Below are 15,106 nucleotides of genomic sequence, written 5' to 3'. Positions count from 1 at the left end.
CGGACGCGGCGGAAACCCCGTTCCCGCGAGGATCGCCTGCAGATCGAACCGGCGCCGGGCTCAGAGCGCGACGACCACGCTCTTCAGCTCGCAGAACGAGCGCAGTGCCTCCTCGCCCAGGTCGCGCCCCATCCCGGACTCCCCCACGCCGCCGAACGACAGCGCCGGGTCGAAAAGGTTGTACGTGTTGACCCACACCGTGCCCGCGCGCAGCCGCCGCCCCATCCGGTGCGCCCGCGCCAGGTCGTTCGTCCACACTCCGGCGGCGAGCCCGTAGGTCTGGTCGTTGGCGAGGGACACCGCCTCGTCCTCGTCCTCGAACGGGATGATGCCGACGACCGGCCCGAAGATCTCCTCGCGCGCGATGGTCATCGTGTTCGTGACGCCCGTGAACAGCGTCGGCTCGACGTAGTAGCCCGGCCGGTCCGGCACGCCGCCGCCCACCGCGACGACCGCGCCCTCCGCCTCGCCCTGCGCGATGTAGCCGAGCACCTGCTGCCGCTGCTCCTCCGACACGAGCGGCCCGACGGTCACGCCGCCGGCCAGCCCGTCGCCGAGCGCGACCCTCCGCACCGCCGCGGTCAGGCGCTCCGTCGTCTCCTCGAGGATCGAGCGCTGCACCAGCAGCCGGCTGCCCGCCGTGCACATCTGGCCGGAGTGGCCGAACGACGCGCGCATCGCGGTCAGCACCACGGCGTCCAGGTCCGCGTCCTCGAACACGATGTTCGGGCTCTTGCCGCCGAGCTCCAGCGTCAAGCGGGTGAAGTCCTCGCTCGCGGCGCGCATCACCTTCCGGCCGACCTCGGTGCTGCCGGTGAAGGAGACCTTGCTGACCAGCGGGTGCTCGGTGAGCGCCGCGCCGACCCGGCCGTCGCCGGTGAGCACGTTGACGACTCCCGCGGGGACGCCCGCCTCCTCGCAGATCGCCGCGAGGCGCAGCATCGTCAGCGGAGTCTGCTCCGCCGGCTTCACGACGACGGTGCAGCCTGCGGCGAGCGCCGGCGCCAGCTTGAAGCTCGCCGTCATGATCGGGAAGTTCCACGGCAGGATCAGCGCCGCGACTCCGACCGGCTCGAGCGTCGTGTAGACGTGGTGCTGCGCGTCGACGGGCACGACGGTGCCGGTCAGCCGCGAGGGGGCACCGGCGTAGTAGCGGAAGACGCGGGCCGAGGTCGCGGTGTCGGCGCGGGAGCGCTCGATCGGCTTGCCGTTGTCGCGGGTCTCGAGCACGGCGAGCTCCTCGAGGCGGTCCTCGATCAGGTCGGCGATGCGGTTCAGGATGCGGCTGCGGTCGTGCGGGCTCATCCCGCTCCAGCGCGCGTCGTCGTGCGCGCGGCGGGCGGCGGTGACGGCCGCCTCGATCTCGGCGGGGCCGGCCTGCGGGACGCGGGTGAGCAGCTCCTCCGTGGCGGGATCGACGACGTCGAGCAGCTCCGCGCCCTCGGGAGCGAGCCACGCGCCGTCGACGAGGTAGGGCTCGATCGGCGCGAGCGGGGCGAGGGTGTCTCTCATGGGGTCTGCGTCTCTCTCATCGGGGGGCCTGGTCGGGGCCGGAGTCGTCGGGCCAAAGGGGCGGGGCGGTCGGTCAGAGCCGGTCGGTCACGGCCGGTCGAGCAGCCGCGCGGGCTCCTCGACGCTCATCCGCCGCAGCACGTCGTCCGCGACGCCGAGCGCGCGGAGCCCCGGCAGGACGCGCGCGCCGAGGTGGTCGAAGCCGTGCCCGCCGAAGCGGCGCAGCTGGCCCTTCGTCCAGGTGCTGTGGCCGAGCACCCAGCGGATGCCGGGGTCGGTGCCGAGCAGCTCCAGCAGCGCGTCCAGGCGCTGCGGGTCGCTCGCGTTGCGGATGCGGCCGACGTGCGCGCCCTCGTTGCCGAAGCAGAGCTCCAGCACGGCGCCGGCCCGGCCGAGGTCGCGGAGGTAGGGCAGGTCGAGGAACTCGTCGACGGTGCTGAACACGACGCGGGAGGGATCCACTCCCTCGGCGACGACGTGCGCGAGCACCTCGACCCCGTTGCGAGCGTCGGCGGCGAGCCGGACGGTGATCGCGGAGCCGGTGGCGGCGGCCGCGCGGGCCGCGGCGGTGAGGCTGATCCGCTCCTGCTCGCCCTCGGGAGTCGCGAAGGCGCCGGTCGTGCCCATCAGGCCGAGCAGACCCGCGCGGTAGGTCGTGCCGGGGATCGCCGCCGTCAGCGCGCGGGTGAGGAGCGCGGTGCGGCCGTCGACGTCGAGGGCGAGGAACCACTCGGGCAGCAGCCGCGGGAGGTAGGCGCCGTAGCCGGCGACGATCGCGACGCCCGCCTGGCCGGACAGGGCGGGCAGGCGCGCATGGTCGGGCCCGAAGCCGAGCGAGCTGAGGTCGACGGCCAGGGCGAGACCGGCCGACGCTCCCACGCGCAGCTCGTCCGCGAGCAGCTCGACGTCGTCGAGGCGGAGGTTGTCGGCGAGCGCGAGCTGGCTCCAGCGCAGGGCGGCGGCGAGCTCGGCGGTGACCGGGGCGTCGGGATCGAGCGCCTCGACGCCGGGCCGCTGCAGCGCGCTCGCGTCGGTCAGCAGGTGCTCGTGCATCGACACGACGCCTAGCGCCCCCGCCTCGACCGGGCCGAGGACCGTCTGGATGGCCATGCGCCGCCTCTCACGCGGCACGCTGCCGCTGGATCCAATATAGAGCCGGATGGATCCAGAAACGACGTGTCGGTACTCTCCCAGCCTCCGGCACTCGGACCCTGAGTAGAATCGCAGACAGCAAGGGGAGTACTCCCGACTGCGGTGAGCCCGTCATTACGGATGCGAATGAGCGTCCCGGGCCATCGGCTCCGCCACCGCCTCCGAGAGGTCGCGGCCGGAGTGGAGGAGACCTTGGTCCCTCATCGACCAACCCTCTTGGAGCACCCCCGTGCAGATCACACCCGTCATCTGGCTGATCACCATCGCCGTGACGATCGCCTTCTTCGTCTACGAGTTCTTCGCGCACGTGCGGAAGCCGCACGAGCCGACCATCGGCGAGTCCGCTCGCTGGTCGGCCTTCTACATCGGCCTCGCGCTGCTGTTCGGCGTCGGCATCGGCTTCGTCGCCGACTGGCGCTACGGCGGCGAGTACTTCGCCGGCTATCTCACCGAGAAGGCGCTGTCGCTCGACAACCTCTTCCTCTTCCTGATCATCATGACCGGGTTCGCGGTGCCGAAGATGTACCAGCAGAAGGTGCTGATGATCGGCATCGTCATCGCGCTGATCATGCGCGGCGGCTTCATCGCGGTCGGCGCGGCCCTGATCGAGAACTTCTCCTGGGTCTTCTACCTCTTCGGCGCCCTGCTCTTCGTGCTGGCCTACCAGCAGATCAAGGGCGACCACGGCGACCCCTCGAACAACGCCTTCATGCGCCTGGTGCGCCGCGTCCTCCCCGTCACCGACGAGTACCACGGCGACAAGCTGACGGTGAAGAAGGACGGCCGCCGCTTCGTCACCCCGATGCTGCTGACCATCGTCGCCATCGGCTTCATCGACCTCGTCTTCGCGCTCGACTCGATCCCCGCCATCTACGGACTGACCAACGAGGCCTACATCGTCTTCACCGCGAACGCCTTCGCGCTGATGGGCCTGCGCCAGCTGTTCTTCCTGATCGGCGGACTGCTCGAGCGCCTCGTCTACCTCAGCCAGGGCCTGGCCGTCATCCTCGGCTTCATCGCCGTGAAGCTCGTCTTCCACGCCCTGCACGTCAACGAGGTCCCGTTCATCAACGGCGGCGAGCCCCTGCTCTGGGTCCCCGAGATCCCGATCTGGTTCTCGCTCACCTTCATCGGCGCCACGATCGCCGTCGCCACGATCGCCAGCCTCCTGAAGACCCGCGGTGACCGCTCCAAGTCCGACCGCGCCACCGTCCAGGACGCCCCCCTGGAGACCCCGGCCGACGTCCCCTCCCGCCGCGAGCACTGATCCCCTCCGCGAGATGCCACTTGTGCACACGACACGCCGCAAAAGGCGTGCACAAGTGGCATCTCGCAGCAGCGCGCCGAGCCGACCGAGCCGCCCGAGCAAGGACCTCCTTTGCTGATCGAGTAGCCCGCGGAGTGGGTCCTCTTTGCTGATCGAGTAGCCCGCGCAGCGGGCGTATCGAGATCCACCACCGTCAGCAGGCAGGCCTGCCGACCCGCCCTCCCGGGGACGTCGGGTCTCGATACGCCCCTCCGGGGCTACTCGACCAGCATGAATTTCCTCCGGGGCCACTCGACCAGCATGGGTGTCCACGGACGACGTGAGTGCTCCGCGAGATGCCACTTGTGCACGCGACACGCCGTGAAAGGCGTGCACAAGTGGCATCTCGCGGCGGGCGCGTCAGAGGGTGGGCGTCCAGATGCGCATCGTGGAGGGGCCGCGGTTCGCCCAGCGGTAGTAGGGGTGGAACTCGGCGGTGAAGCGCTCGCCGAACTCCGCCGGGACGGAGTAGGGCCACGCGGATGCCGGGGCGTCTCGGCGCACGAGCGCCACCCGGGCGCCGTCGCCGACAGCGACCGGCGAGACCTCGGCGTCCACCGCCACGTGCTCCGTGTCGAGGCCGTCCGGCAGCTCGAGCGACTCCAGCGCCAGCACGAACGGCCCGCGCTCCACCGCGACCTGGCCGCGCACCGCGTCGATCCGCGGGTGCGGCGTCACGAAGCGCGCCGGCATCGGCAGCGACAGCCGCACCACGTCGCCGGCCGCGAACGCCCGCCGCACCGTCACCGTCGAGAGACCCGCGTCCACCGCCTGCCCGTCGAGCAGCGCCGTCCCGCGTGCGAACGGCGGGATCCGCAGCGTCAGCGCGAACTCCGCGTCCGCGAGGATCCGCACCGCGATCTCGCCGTCCTCCGGGTACGCGGTCTCCACCTCGAGCGACACCTCGCCAGTCGTCACCCGGTACGCCCCGTACTGGTGCAGCTGCACCCCGTCGTCCGTCGCCGTCGCGAAGCTCAGCTCGACGCTCGCGAGGGTCCGCGCGGTGTTCGTCGGGCAGCAGGACACCCAGAACCACGGCGCCCGCAGGCTCGACTGCGCCCGGTCGGTCTCGACGCTCTCGTCCGGCGCCACCCCGTCCACCCGCTGCTGCAGCGTGTTCGTGTAGAAGAAGGCGCGCCCGTCCTCGCGAGTCGCGGGCAGCACCGCGTTCAGCAGCGTCCGCTCCATCAGATCCGCATAGGCCGCGTCGTCCGAGCGCAGCAGCAGCCGCCACGACAGCATGTTCGACGCGATCGCCGCGCAGGTCTCGGCGTAGGCGCGGTCCGGCGGCAGCTCGAAGTCGGCGCCGAACGCCTCGTCCTGGTGGTGCGAGCCCATCCCGCCGGTCAGATAGGTCCGGCGCGCGACCGTCGCCGCCCACTGCCGCCCCACCGCGGCCTCGAGCTCCGCGTCGCCCGTCTCCACGGCGACGTCGAGCGCCCCCGCCGAGAGGTACAGCGCCCTCACCGCGTGCCCGCGCAGCACCTCCGCCGAGCGCACCGGCACGTCGTCCTGGAAGTACTCCGGCCCGAAGGCGATCGCCCCGAGCGTCCCCGTGCCGCGCCGCTCGACGAACAGCCGCGCCTGCTCCAGGTACCGCCCGTCGCCGGTGGCCCGCGCCAGCTCGGCGAGCGCCGGCTCGATCTCGGGATGCCCGCAGACCGCGACGCGCCCCTCCGCCCCGAACACCTCGATAACGTGATCGGCGAGACGCCGCGCCACGGCCGGCAGCAGGTCGTCGTGCCCGGTGCGCAGCCGCGCCACGGCCGCCTGGATCAGGTGCCCGAAGCAGTACAGCTCGTGCCCCCACTCCAGATCGGAGTAGCGCGCGCGCTGCCCCGGCCGGCCGAAGCTCGTGTGCAGGTAGCCGTCCTCGTCCTGGGCCCCCGCGACCCGCAGCACCAGCGCCTCGTACTGCGCGGCGAGCTCCGGATCGTCGGACCGGCCCAGCTCCCAGGCCATCGCCTCGAGCAGCTTGTAGACCTCCGAGTCGACGAACTCGATGCCCGCGTGGAGGTCGCCGCCGGCCGCCGAGGAGATCGTGCCGTTCGCCGCGCGGTCGAAGTTGCCGGCCCAGCCGACCCGCTCGATCCAGCTCAGGCAGTGGCCGATCACGGCGTCCGCGCCGAGCCGCTGGTAGTGCTGCCAGAAGCCGCCGGTCAGCCGGATCTCGTCCTGGCGCAGCGGCCGGAGCGCGCCCGCGGTCGGGGCGACGGGGCCGCCGAGGGCGACGGTGGTGGTCAGGGTCACGAGGATCTCCTAGGAGGAAGAGGGTCAGTCCTTGACGGCACCGGCGGTGACACCCGCCGAGACGTACCGCTGGGCGACGACGAGGAGGAGGGCGGCCGGGAGCGAGGCGACCACGGCGGTCGCCATGATCGAGTTCCACTCCTGGTTGTTGTTGCCGATGTACTTGTAGATGCCGAGCGTGATCGGCTGGAGCTTCCCGCCGCTGTCGAGGGTCGACGCGAAGATGAAGTCCGACCAGGCCCAGAGGAATGCGAAGAGCGACACCGTGACGACGGAGTTGCGGCTGATCGGCATGATCACCGAGGTGAAGGTGCGCCAGGCGCTCGCGCCGTCCATCCGCGCGGCCTGGGTCAGCTCGTCGGGGATGCCGGACATGAACGCGGTGAAGATCAGCACGCCGAACGGCACGGCGATGGTCGAGTCGGCCACGATCAGCCCGGGGATCGAGTTCAGCAGCCCGAGGTTGAGGTAGATGGCGTAGAAGCCCATCGCCATGATGATCGCCGGGATCATCTGCGCGATCAGGAGGACGAACGAGAGCCCCTGCCCGCCGCGCGGCCGCAGCTTCGCCAGCGAGTACGCGGCCGGAGCGGCGATCGCCACGGTCAGCAGCACCGTGCCGAGCCCGACGATCAGGCTGGTGCCGAGGTACGGCAGCTGCTCGCTCAGCACGGCCTGGTAGCCCGAGAAGGTGGGCGCGAACGGGAACCAGTCCGGCGGATCCTTCCGCATCGACCCGGTCTGCGTGAGCGAGACGTTGATCATCCAGTAGACCGGGAACAGCATGACCGCGGTGAGCAGCACGCCCACGAGGGTCAGCCACCAGGGGCGCCGGGCGCTCATGCGTCGGCCTGCTTCCGCTGGACGCGGATGTAGATCAGGCCGAAGACCAGGGCGAGGATGATCAGCAGGTTGCCGACCGCCGCGGCGGGGCCGAAGTCGGGCAGCATCGAGCCGAAGCCGAGCTGGTAGGTCCAGGTCGCCAGGGTCGTCGACGAGTCGGCCGGACCGCCCTTGGTCATGATCCAGATGATGTCGAACACCTTCAGCGTGTAGACGAGGCCGAGCAGGATCGTGATCGCCGACACCGGGCGCAGCAGCGGCAGCGTGATCCGCCAGAACTGCTGGGCGCCGGTCGCGCCGTCGAGCGAGGCCGCCTCGTAGAGGTCCTGCGAGATGTTCTGCAGCCCGGAGTAGAGGATCACCAGGTTGAACGGGATGCCGATCCAGATGTTGGCGATCAGCACCGCGATCAGCGAGGTGGACGGCGAGGTCAGCCAGTTGATCTGCCCGATGCCGAACGACTCGAGGAACGCGTTGACGATCCCGGAGTCGCTGTTCAGCATCCACGACCAGGTCGACGCCGAGACTATCAGCGGCAGCAGCCACGGCACGAGGAACAGCGCCCGGAGCGTGCTCGCGAGCGGGAAGCGCCGGTAGAAGAAGACCGCGAGCGCGAGCCCCAGCGTGAACTGGAAGATCAGCGAGACGCCCGTGAACACCGCGGTGTGCAGCAGCGCCGGGCCGAAGGTCGGGTCGCGGAAGACCTGCATGTAGTTGTCGAACCAGACGAACGGGGCGTTGCCCTGGACGAAGGAGCGGACCGTGTAGTCCTTCAGGCTCAGCTCGAGGTTGCGGTAGAGCGGGAAGGCGTAGAAGACGAGCAGGTAGACGACGAGCGGGGCGAGGAACGCCCACGCCGCCAGCTGCCCGCCCGGCCGCCGCCGCCGCCTCGGCGCCGCGGCCGCGGCAGGCGCGACCCCCGGCTCGGCCTCGCGGCGCAGCAGCCGCCCCGTCTCAGTGGCCGTCGTCATCGTTCCTCCCGAGTCAGGAGCGCCCCGGGGGCGCCCCACATGCTGGTCGAGTAGCCCCGCAGCGCCCCCTGCATGCTGGTCGAGTAGCCCCGCAGGGGCGTATCGAGACCCACCACCGCAAGAACCTCCGGCCCGCAGACCACCCCTCCGACGCCGGCAGATCCCGAGACGCCCGCCGAGCGGACTGCTCGATCAGCAACGGGCTCCACACCGCTCATCACTGCGTCGCGGACTCGGCCGCCGACTGCGCCGCCTTCAGCGCGTCGGCCGGCGACTGCGAGCCGCTCAGCGCGGTCTGCACCGCGGACCAGAGCTGCTCGGAGATCTTCGGGTACTTCGTCCCGAGGTCGTCCGAGGTGCGGCCCTTCGCGGCCTGGACGGCCTCGACCCAGGGCTCGAGGTCGGCGTTTCCGGCGACCTGCGCCTCCTGCGCCGCGGCCGTCGGGGCGATGTACGACAGCGTGTCGTCCGTCGTCACCAGATTGTCCGTCGAGGTGAGGCACTCGGCGATCGCGGTCGACGTCTCGTAGCGCGCCTCGTCCTTCTGCACGGGCAGGGTGAGGAACTCGCCGCCGGTCGGCGCGGGGGCCGAGCCGCCATCCTTCGCGGGGATGGTGAGGATGCCGTAGTCGATGCCGGAGGCCTTGGCGTTCGCGAGCTGCCAGGTGCCGTTCTCGCCGAAGGCGTACTCGCCGGTCTCGAACTCCTGCCAGCTGGTGGTCTGGGTGTTGCCGATCACGGAGTTGGGCGCGTAGCCCTTCTCCAGCCAGTCGGTCCAGAGCGAGACCGCGTCCACGGCGGCGTCCGAGTCGAGCTCGGTCAGCTCGGCGCCGGAGCCCCAGAACCAGGGCAGGAACTGGAAGGTGCCCTCCTCGGTGCCGATGCCCGAGAACGTGATGCCCTTGCCGCCCGAGGCGGTGACCTTCTCGAGCGCCGCGGTGAGGCTCGCCCAGTCGGTGATCGAGGAGACGTCGACGCCGGCCGTGGCCAGCACGGTCTTGTTGTAGTACAGCGCCAGCGTGTTCGCGCCGATCGGGACGCCGAAGGTGTCGCCGCCGACCTCGCCCGCTGCCAGGATGTTGGCGTCGATGTCGCCGGTCTCGAGGCCGTTCTCGGCCGTGGTGGTCAGGATCCCCGACTCGGCGAGCGTGGAGACGACCGGGTTGTCGACGAGCAGGATGTCCGGCGAGCTGCCCTGCTGCCCGGCGAGGAGCGCCTTGTTGGTCAGGTCGGTGGTGTCGTAGCCGGTGCGCTCGACGGTGACGCCGGCCTCGGTGCCGCAGGAGTCGATGAGCTTCGCCCAGTCGGACGACTCGTCGAACTGGGGGTACGGGTCCCAGAACGTGTAGGTGCCGCCGGCGGCGGAGGAGTCGCCTCCCGAGCCTCCCGCGCAGCCGGTCAGTGCTGCGGCTGCGGTCCCGAGCAGGACGGCGGCGGCGAGGCCCCGAGTGTGCTTCCTCTTCATCGCGGATGTTCCCTTCGTCGTTGACGGGTGGTGCTGGCCGGTCCCGGCGACCGCCGGACCGAAACTACTTTCTGCGGATTCAAAGTAGACACGGCGGGAAGGTCGAGTCAAGAGTTGTCACGTTTTCGGTGTTTTCGGTTTGCGGGATCCTGTGCGAGGATCGTCCAGGGCGCACCGGCGCCCCGCGGAAGGAGGACGTCATCGCGCCGCGCAAGCCCACGGGCACCATCACGCTGACCGACGTCGCCCGCGAGGCCGGTGTCTCGATCGCCACCGCGTCGAAGGCGCTGAACGGCCGCGACCAGGTCCGCGCCGAGACCCGCCAGAAGGTGCTCGACGCCGCCGCCGCGCTCTCCTTCACCCCGAACCCGTTCGCGCAGGCCCTCAACTCGCGCCGCACCGGCACCATCGGGATGCTCACCAACGACCTCGACAACCGCTTCGTGCTGCCCGTGCTGCTCGGCGCCGAGGACGCGTTCGGCGCCGGCTCCACCTCGGTGTTCCTCTGCGACGCCCGCGGCGACTCGATCCGCGAGCAGCACCACATCAAGAACCTGCTGGCCAAGCGCGTCGACGGGATCGTCGTGCTCGGCCGGACGACCAACCCGCGCCCGTCGATCACCGCGACGATCCCCGTCCCGGTCGTCTACGCCTACGCACCCTCCGAGGACGAGCGCGACTCCTCGTTCACGCCCGACAACACGCTCGCCGGCGTGCTCGCGGCCCGCCACCTGATCGAGCGAGGGCGCACCCGCATCGCGCTGATCAACGGCGAGCCCAGCTACACCGCCGCGCACGACCGCGCCCGCGGCGTCGAGCGCGCGCTGACGGAGGCGGGCCTCCCGCTGGTCGGCGGCGACGTGCTCTACGGCCAGTGGTCGGAGAGCTGGGGCCGGCAGTGCGCCGAGTCGCTGCTCGCCGCGCACCCCGATCTCGACGCCATCATCTGCGCGAGCGACCAGATCGCCCGCGGCGCCCTCGACCACCTGCGCGAGAGCGGCCACCCGGTGCCGCGCGACGTCGCCGTCGTCGGCTTCGACAACTGGGACCTCCTCGTCGAGGCCGCCCGCCCCCCGCTCACCAGCATCGACATGCAGCTCGAGGCCCTCGGCCGCGCCGCCGCCGAGGAGCTCTCCCACGCCATCCACGGCCGCGCGACCGCAGGCGTCCGCTCCATGCCCGTGCGCCTCGTCCCCCGCGAGTCCTCCGGCTGACGCCGGGTCTCGATACGCCGCGTCCCGCGGCTACTCGACCAGCATGCTTCCGGTCGGGCAGGCCTCTTCCTGCAGGTCGAGCAGCCCCGCAGGGGCGTATCGGGACCCACCCACCCCGACCGCTCAGAACGTGTCGCGCCTGGCCGCCGAGCGCAGCTGACCCGCATGGCATCATGCGCTGGTGAGCGCCCCCGACCTGAACGCGGATGTCCTGGCTCCGTTCCGAGACTCCGGCATCGATCGACATGTCACCCTGCTGCTCGGCGCCGGTGCATCGACGTCATCGGGGCTGCCCGGGTGGGACGAACTCGCCGTTCGGCTCCTCCTGAAGAGTGGAGCCGTCCGCTCGGAGACCGCCGCGCAGGAGCTCGTGCAGCGGCAGGATCCACTCCTCGTCGCTGAAGCCGCGAAGAGCACTCTGAACCGGTGGGACCAGGGCGTCAGGGCCGCGCTCTACCAAGGGCTGCAGGATCTGTCGCCCTCATCGCTGCATCTCGCGGCCGCCGGCCACGCCCTCGCTGGGGGAACCGACGAGACCACGGTGGCGACGTTGAACTTCGACGTCCTCCTCGAGGACGCCGTCGACATCGAAGGGACCGCGGAGGGCCGCGTCGACGACGAGGTGTCCTCGACCGCGTACGTCGTGCACCACCTGCACGGAATCGCCTCCCCTTCGCGGAGCGAGGGCGTCGTCCTCACCCTGTCCGACTACAACGAGCTGCTCGGCGACCAGGACTGCTGGCAGCAGCGCTTGCTCACGAAGGCGGCGCAGGACGGCGCCATCGTCATCGCCGGAACGTCCTACCGCGATCCGGACGTCCGGCGCTGGCTCCACGTCGCTCTCGCCGACTCGCCGAACGGCAACGCGGCGCTGGTGCTTCTCGCGCGCCAGGCCTTCGGCGTCTCGAGAGAGCGATTCGACGAGATCAAGAGCGCCCTCGCCGGGCAGTGGAGGGCTGCCGGACTGCAGCCGATCCTCCTCGAGGACTTCACCGATGCCGCGCAGATCATCCGCGAGCTCCGTCATCTGCATCGTCCTCGATACCGCTCCCCCCAGCAGCGCGCGACCGCGCTCTGGGATCTTCACGTCGACGGCTTCGACGTCCGCCAGCCGGAGTACTCCGATGCGCTCGACGACGACGCGCGGTCGCTGCGCGACGCCTTCGACGTCGAGCAGCTCGGCGTCAGCCTGTGGCTCGCGGACGGAGCAGGCAGCGTCGGACGGTACGCCTCCCAGGACCGCACCTATCGAGCAGCGACCGACATCCGCCGCGTGCCGAGCGGACACGACAGCGCTTGGGTCGCCGGCCGAACCCTCGGTGCGGAGAGCATCGTGTTCCAGAACCTCGACCCGGCCGGAACGACTCGCTGGGGCACGGTGCTCGCACTTCCGATCAGGGTCTCGTTCGAGGGCCTGCCGGACATCGCGACCGCGGTGCTGAGCGTCGGCCTTCCCGGCACCGCGGAGGCGTTCTCCACGTCGAAGGCGATGTGGTTCGACCAGGTGCTCGACATCGCGAATGCGTGGAGCGAACGGCTGAGCGACTCCCTCGTGTGAGCTGCCTCACACAACTACGATCGACAGCGGACAGGGAGACAGCGATGACGAACAGCAGCAGCAACTCGTTCCAGAGCCTCGGCAACGGCGGCTTCCGGGTCAGCGGCGCGCGGATCAGCCCGACCACCGGCCGGTACGTCACCCGCAGCAGTGCTTCCGTCGGGAAGTCGGCTGCGTCTCCCGCCCAGCCGAAGACGCAGCCGACTCCGAAGTAGCAGGGGCGGCCGTCCGCGGACGCGCGGACCCAGCCCGGCACGAACGCGACCGCCGAGCGGTCGCCGACGAAGGCCCGGAGGCCGTCAGCGCTGCGACACCGGCGAGATCACGAGCTCGTCGATGCGGACGTGGGCCGGCGAGTCGAGGACGAACTCGACCGCGCGGGCCACGTCGTCCGGCGAGAGCATCGCCGCGCGCGCGACGTCGTCCGGGACCTGCGGCCGGTGGCGGAGGAAGTCGGTCGCGACGTCGCCGGGGCAGAGGTGGCAGGCGCGGATCCCGGAGGCCGCCTCCTGCGCGTTCAGCGTGCGGGCGATCTCGGCCAGCGCCTTCTTGCTCGCGCTGTAGCCGACTCCCGCGATCGGGGCGAACGCCCAGGCCGAGTACGAGGAGACGAGCACGACCGCGCCGGCGTGCTCCCTCAGCTCGGGCAGCGCCGCGTCGATGACGCCCACCGGACCGAGCAGGTTGGTGCGCACGATCTCCTCGAGCTCGCTCAGCCGCTGGTCCCCCCAGGTCCGCCGCGGGGAGTTGAGCCCGGCCGCCAGGACCAGCGCGTCGATGCGGCCGACCGCGGCCAGCACCGCGTCCCGGGCGGCGGGCACCGCCTCCCCGTCGCTCACGTCGAGGGGGACGACGAGGGCGTCCCCACCGGCGCTCCCGATCCGCTCGGCGACGGCGTCGAGGCGCTCGCGGGACCTCCCGCTGAGCACCACCGTCCAGCCCGACGCCGCCAGTCGCTCGGCCGACGCGGCCCCGATCCCGGAGCCGGCCCCCGTGATCCAGGCGACTCTGCGAGCGACTTCGGTGTCCATGGGGCGTCCCTTCGATGCTACGGTGACGAACTATTAATCATACTATTAGGAGGTTGCCGTGCTCATCGATCTCACCGGTCTGGTCGTCGTGGTCACCGGCGGCGGGCGCGGCATCGGCCGCGCGATCGTCGACCGCTTCCTCGCCGAGGGCGCCCGGGTCGCCGCCCTCGACCTGGCCTTCCCCTCCCCCTCGGGCGACGCGCAGCAACTGGTCTGCGACGTGACGGATCCGGCATCCGTGCGGGCAGCGATCGACGCGGTGGTCGAGCGGTTCGGCCACGTCGACGTCCTGGTGAACAACGCCGGCATCAACGTCGAGGGCACCGTCGAGAGCCTCGATCCGTCGCGCTGGGACGCCGCGTTCGACGTGAACGTCCGCGGCACCTTCCTCGTGTCGCAGGCCGTCATCCCGGTGATGAAGGCGCGCAGTGGCGGTCGCATCATCAACGCCGCCTCGTTCGCGGCGATCGTCCCGAGCATCGGCGCCGCCGCCTACGGAGCGTCGAAGGCGGCCGTCGTGCAGTTCACCCGGGTCCTCGCCGGCGAGCTGGGACCGTGGGGCATCACCGTCAACGCCTACGCGCCGGGGATGATCCCCACGGCGATGAACGGCTTCGCCGACATGCCGGAGGCCGCGAAGGCACGGCTCCTCGACACGCTGACCCTGCGCCGCTGGGGCACGCCCGACGACATCGCCGACCTGCTCTGCTTCCTCTCCAGCGACGCCGCGAGCTACATCACCGGCACGCTCGTCGACATCAGCGGCGGCAAGCTCGCCACGCAGATCCCCAGCCGCGCGTACGAGGGCCTCGCGAGCCCGGAGTGATCGTCGCCGGACGATGGCGTCGCCGATCGTTCCGATTCAGATCGATCCTCCGCTGACCGACGTCGCCCGGATCTCCGCAGCGGTGTCGCGGACGAGCGTGCGCGCCGCGCTCTCCGCGCGATCGGCGTCCCCCGCCTCGATCGCCTCCGCCAGCCGCCGATGCTGGTCGACCGCACGATCGGTGGCGGCGGTGAAGGTCGGAACGCCGCTGCCGTACCTGCTGTCGAGCGCCGCGGCGATGGTGCCGAGCAGCTGGGTGAGCACCGCGTTGCCCGACCCCTCGACCAGGACCCGGTGGAAGCTCTGATCGGCGCTCGTGAAACGGGGCAGCGATCGGGCCTCGGCCGCGAGGGCGAGCTCCGCCGCCGCAGCCGACAGCTCCTGCTGTCGGGCGGTCCGGCCGCTCGACGCGAAGAGCCGGGCCGCAGCCGGCTCGACGGCCTCGCGCAGCAGAAGGAGCTCCTGCAGCTGTGTCTCCCCGGCCGGCCCGGCCGCCCGCCACTGGATCACGTCAGGATCGAGGAGGTTCCACGAGCTCTCCGGCTGGACCTGCGTCCCCGCGCGCGGCCTGGCCCGGATCATCCCCCGCGCCTCGAGAGCGCGGAAGGCCTCCCGCACCACCGTGCGCGACACGTCGTACCGGCGGCCGATCTCCTCGGGCACGATCTGCGAGTCCGCCGGCCGGACCCCCGACGCGATCTCCCGCCCGAGCCCCTCGGCGACCCGGCGTTGCAGGCGTCTCCCCGAGCCGGAGGCCTCGAGGGCGGAGTCGACGGGCATGATGCGGCTCACGATACCCGCCCGGTCCGCGCACCCCTGCCGGCCGACGAGCCGCGGAACGCGCGCTTCCTGCCCGCCGACCAGCCGCAGGCCGCGCGCTCCATCCCGGGCGACCCGCTGCAACCCGCGCACTCCATGCCGGCCGACCACCCACAGCCCCCGCGCTCCATGCCGGTCGACCAACCGCAGGCCGCGCGC

The 15,106-nt window shown here is 71.4% G+C and carries 13 protein-coding genes; 5 read left to right on the top strand and 8 right to left on the bottom strand.

The window, feature by feature from the left end; translation table 11 throughout:
• Window positions 1-60 precede the first annotated feature (60 nt).
• Window positions 61-1,512, bottom strand: a complete 1,452-nt coding sequence (locus tag C1I64_RS16510) for an aldehyde dehydrogenase family protein (RefSeq protein WP_127887944.1) — start codon at window positions 1,510-1,512, stop codon at window positions 61-63.
• Window positions 1,513-1,599: 87 nt separating this feature from the next.
• Complete coding sequence (locus tag C1I64_RS16505) at window positions 1,600-2,622, bottom strand: phosphotriesterase family protein (RefSeq protein ID WP_127887943.1); 1,023 nt, start codon at window positions 2,620-2,622, stop codon at window positions 1,600-1,602.
• A 271-nt stretch (window positions 2,623-2,893) separates the two neighbouring features.
• Here C1I64_RS16505 and C1I64_RS16500 point away from each other — a divergent pair, with 271 nt between their 5' ends.
• Window positions 2,894-3,931: a TerC family protein gene (locus C1I64_RS16500; RefSeq protein ID WP_123447304.1), complete on the top strand. Its 1,038-nt coding sequence runs from the start codon at window positions 2,894-2,896 to the stop codon at window positions 3,929-3,931.
• Between the two features lie 399 nt (window positions 3,932-4,330).
• On the opposite strand, the gene C1I64_RS16495 is transcribed toward C1I64_RS16500, so the two are convergent.
• The 4 genes from C1I64_RS16495 to C1I64_RS16480 all read right to left on the bottom strand — a co-directional run bounded on the left by C1I64_RS16495 (window position 4,331) and on the right by C1I64_RS16480 (window position 9,499).
• Window positions 4,331-6,220 (bottom strand): glycoside hydrolase family 127 protein, encoded by a 1,890-nt coding sequence (locus C1I64_RS16495; RefSeq protein ID WP_127887942.1) that lies wholly within the window; start codon window positions 6,218-6,220, stop codon window positions 4,331-4,333.
• 24 nt (window positions 6,221-6,244) lie between these two features.
• Entirely contained in the window at window positions 6,245-7,063 is an 819-nt protein-coding gene (locus C1I64_RS16490) for a carbohydrate ABC transporter permease (protein WP_123447302.1), read from the bottom strand.
• Window positions 7,060-8,034: a carbohydrate ABC transporter permease gene (locus tag C1I64_RS16485; protein WP_127887941.1), complete on the bottom strand. Its 975-nt coding sequence runs from the start codon at window positions 8,032-8,034 to the stop codon at window positions 7,060-7,062. Before C1I64_RS16485 ends, C1I64_RS16490 begins: the two co-directional genes overlap by 4 nt.
• A 217-nt stretch (window positions 8,035-8,251) precedes the next feature.
• Window positions 8,252-9,499 (bottom strand): sugar ABC transporter substrate-binding protein, encoded by a 1,248-nt coding sequence (locus C1I64_RS16480; protein WP_123731468.1) that lies wholly within the window; start codon window positions 9,497-9,499, stop codon window positions 8,252-8,254.
• A gap of 128 nt (window positions 9,500-9,627) precedes the next feature.
• Here C1I64_RS16480 and C1I64_RS16475 point away from each other — a divergent pair, with 128 nt between their 5' ends.
• From C1I64_RS16475 to C1I64_RS20210, 3 genes are all read left to right on the top strand, one after another.
• The gene (locus C1I64_RS16475) at window positions 9,628-10,713 is read left to right on the top strand and encodes a LacI family DNA-binding transcriptional regulator (protein WP_341867836.1); all 1,086 of its coding nucleotides are present in this window, start codon (window positions 9,628-9,630) and stop codon (window positions 10,711-10,713) included.
• Between the two features lie 541 nt (window positions 10,714-11,254).
• Entirely contained in the window at window positions 11,255-12,271 is a 1,017-nt protein-coding gene (locus C1I64_RS16470; protein WP_164874572.1) for an SIR2 family protein, read from the top strand.
• Window positions 12,272-12,315: 44 nt separating this feature from the next.
• A complete protein-coding gene (locus tag C1I64_RS20210; protein ID WP_159423922.1) occupies window positions 12,316-12,486 on the top strand; it encodes a hypothetical protein in 171 nt (56 codons plus the stop codon).
• A gap of 84 nt (window positions 12,487-12,570) precedes the next feature.
• Here C1I64_RS20210 and C1I64_RS16465 read toward each other — a convergent pair whose 3' ends face one another.
• The gene (locus tag C1I64_RS16465; protein WP_127887938.1) at window positions 12,571-13,302 is read right to left on the bottom strand and encodes an SDR family oxidoreductase; all 732 of its coding nucleotides are present in this window, start codon (window positions 13,300-13,302) and stop codon (window positions 12,571-12,573) included.
• A 58-nt stretch (window positions 13,303-13,360) separates the two neighbouring features.
• On the opposite strand from C1I64_RS16465, the gene C1I64_RS16460 reads away from it, so the two are divergent.
• Window positions 13,361-14,128, top strand: coding sequence for an SDR family NAD(P)-dependent oxidoreductase (locus C1I64_RS16460; RefSeq protein WP_127887937.1), 768 nt, complete (start codon window positions 13,361-13,363; stop codon window positions 14,126-14,128).
• A 36-nt stretch (window positions 14,129-14,164) separates the two neighbouring features.
• On the opposite strand, the gene C1I64_RS16455 is transcribed toward C1I64_RS16460, so the two are convergent.
• Window positions 14,165-14,908, bottom strand: a complete 744-nt coding sequence (locus C1I64_RS16455) for a FadR/GntR family transcriptional regulator (RefSeq protein ID WP_127887936.1) — start codon at window positions 14,906-14,908, stop codon at window positions 14,165-14,167.
• Window positions 14,909-15,106: the final 198 nt, after the last annotated feature.

Source organism: Rathayibacter festucae DSM 15932, from assembly GCF_004011135.1.
Classification (GTDB): domain Bacteria; phylum Actinomycetota; class Actinomycetes; order Actinomycetales; family Microbacteriaceae; genus Rathayibacter; species Rathayibacter festucae.
The sequence above is the reverse complement of the archived record's forward strand: the minus strand, read 5'-3'. Positions and strand labels throughout refer to the sequence as shown.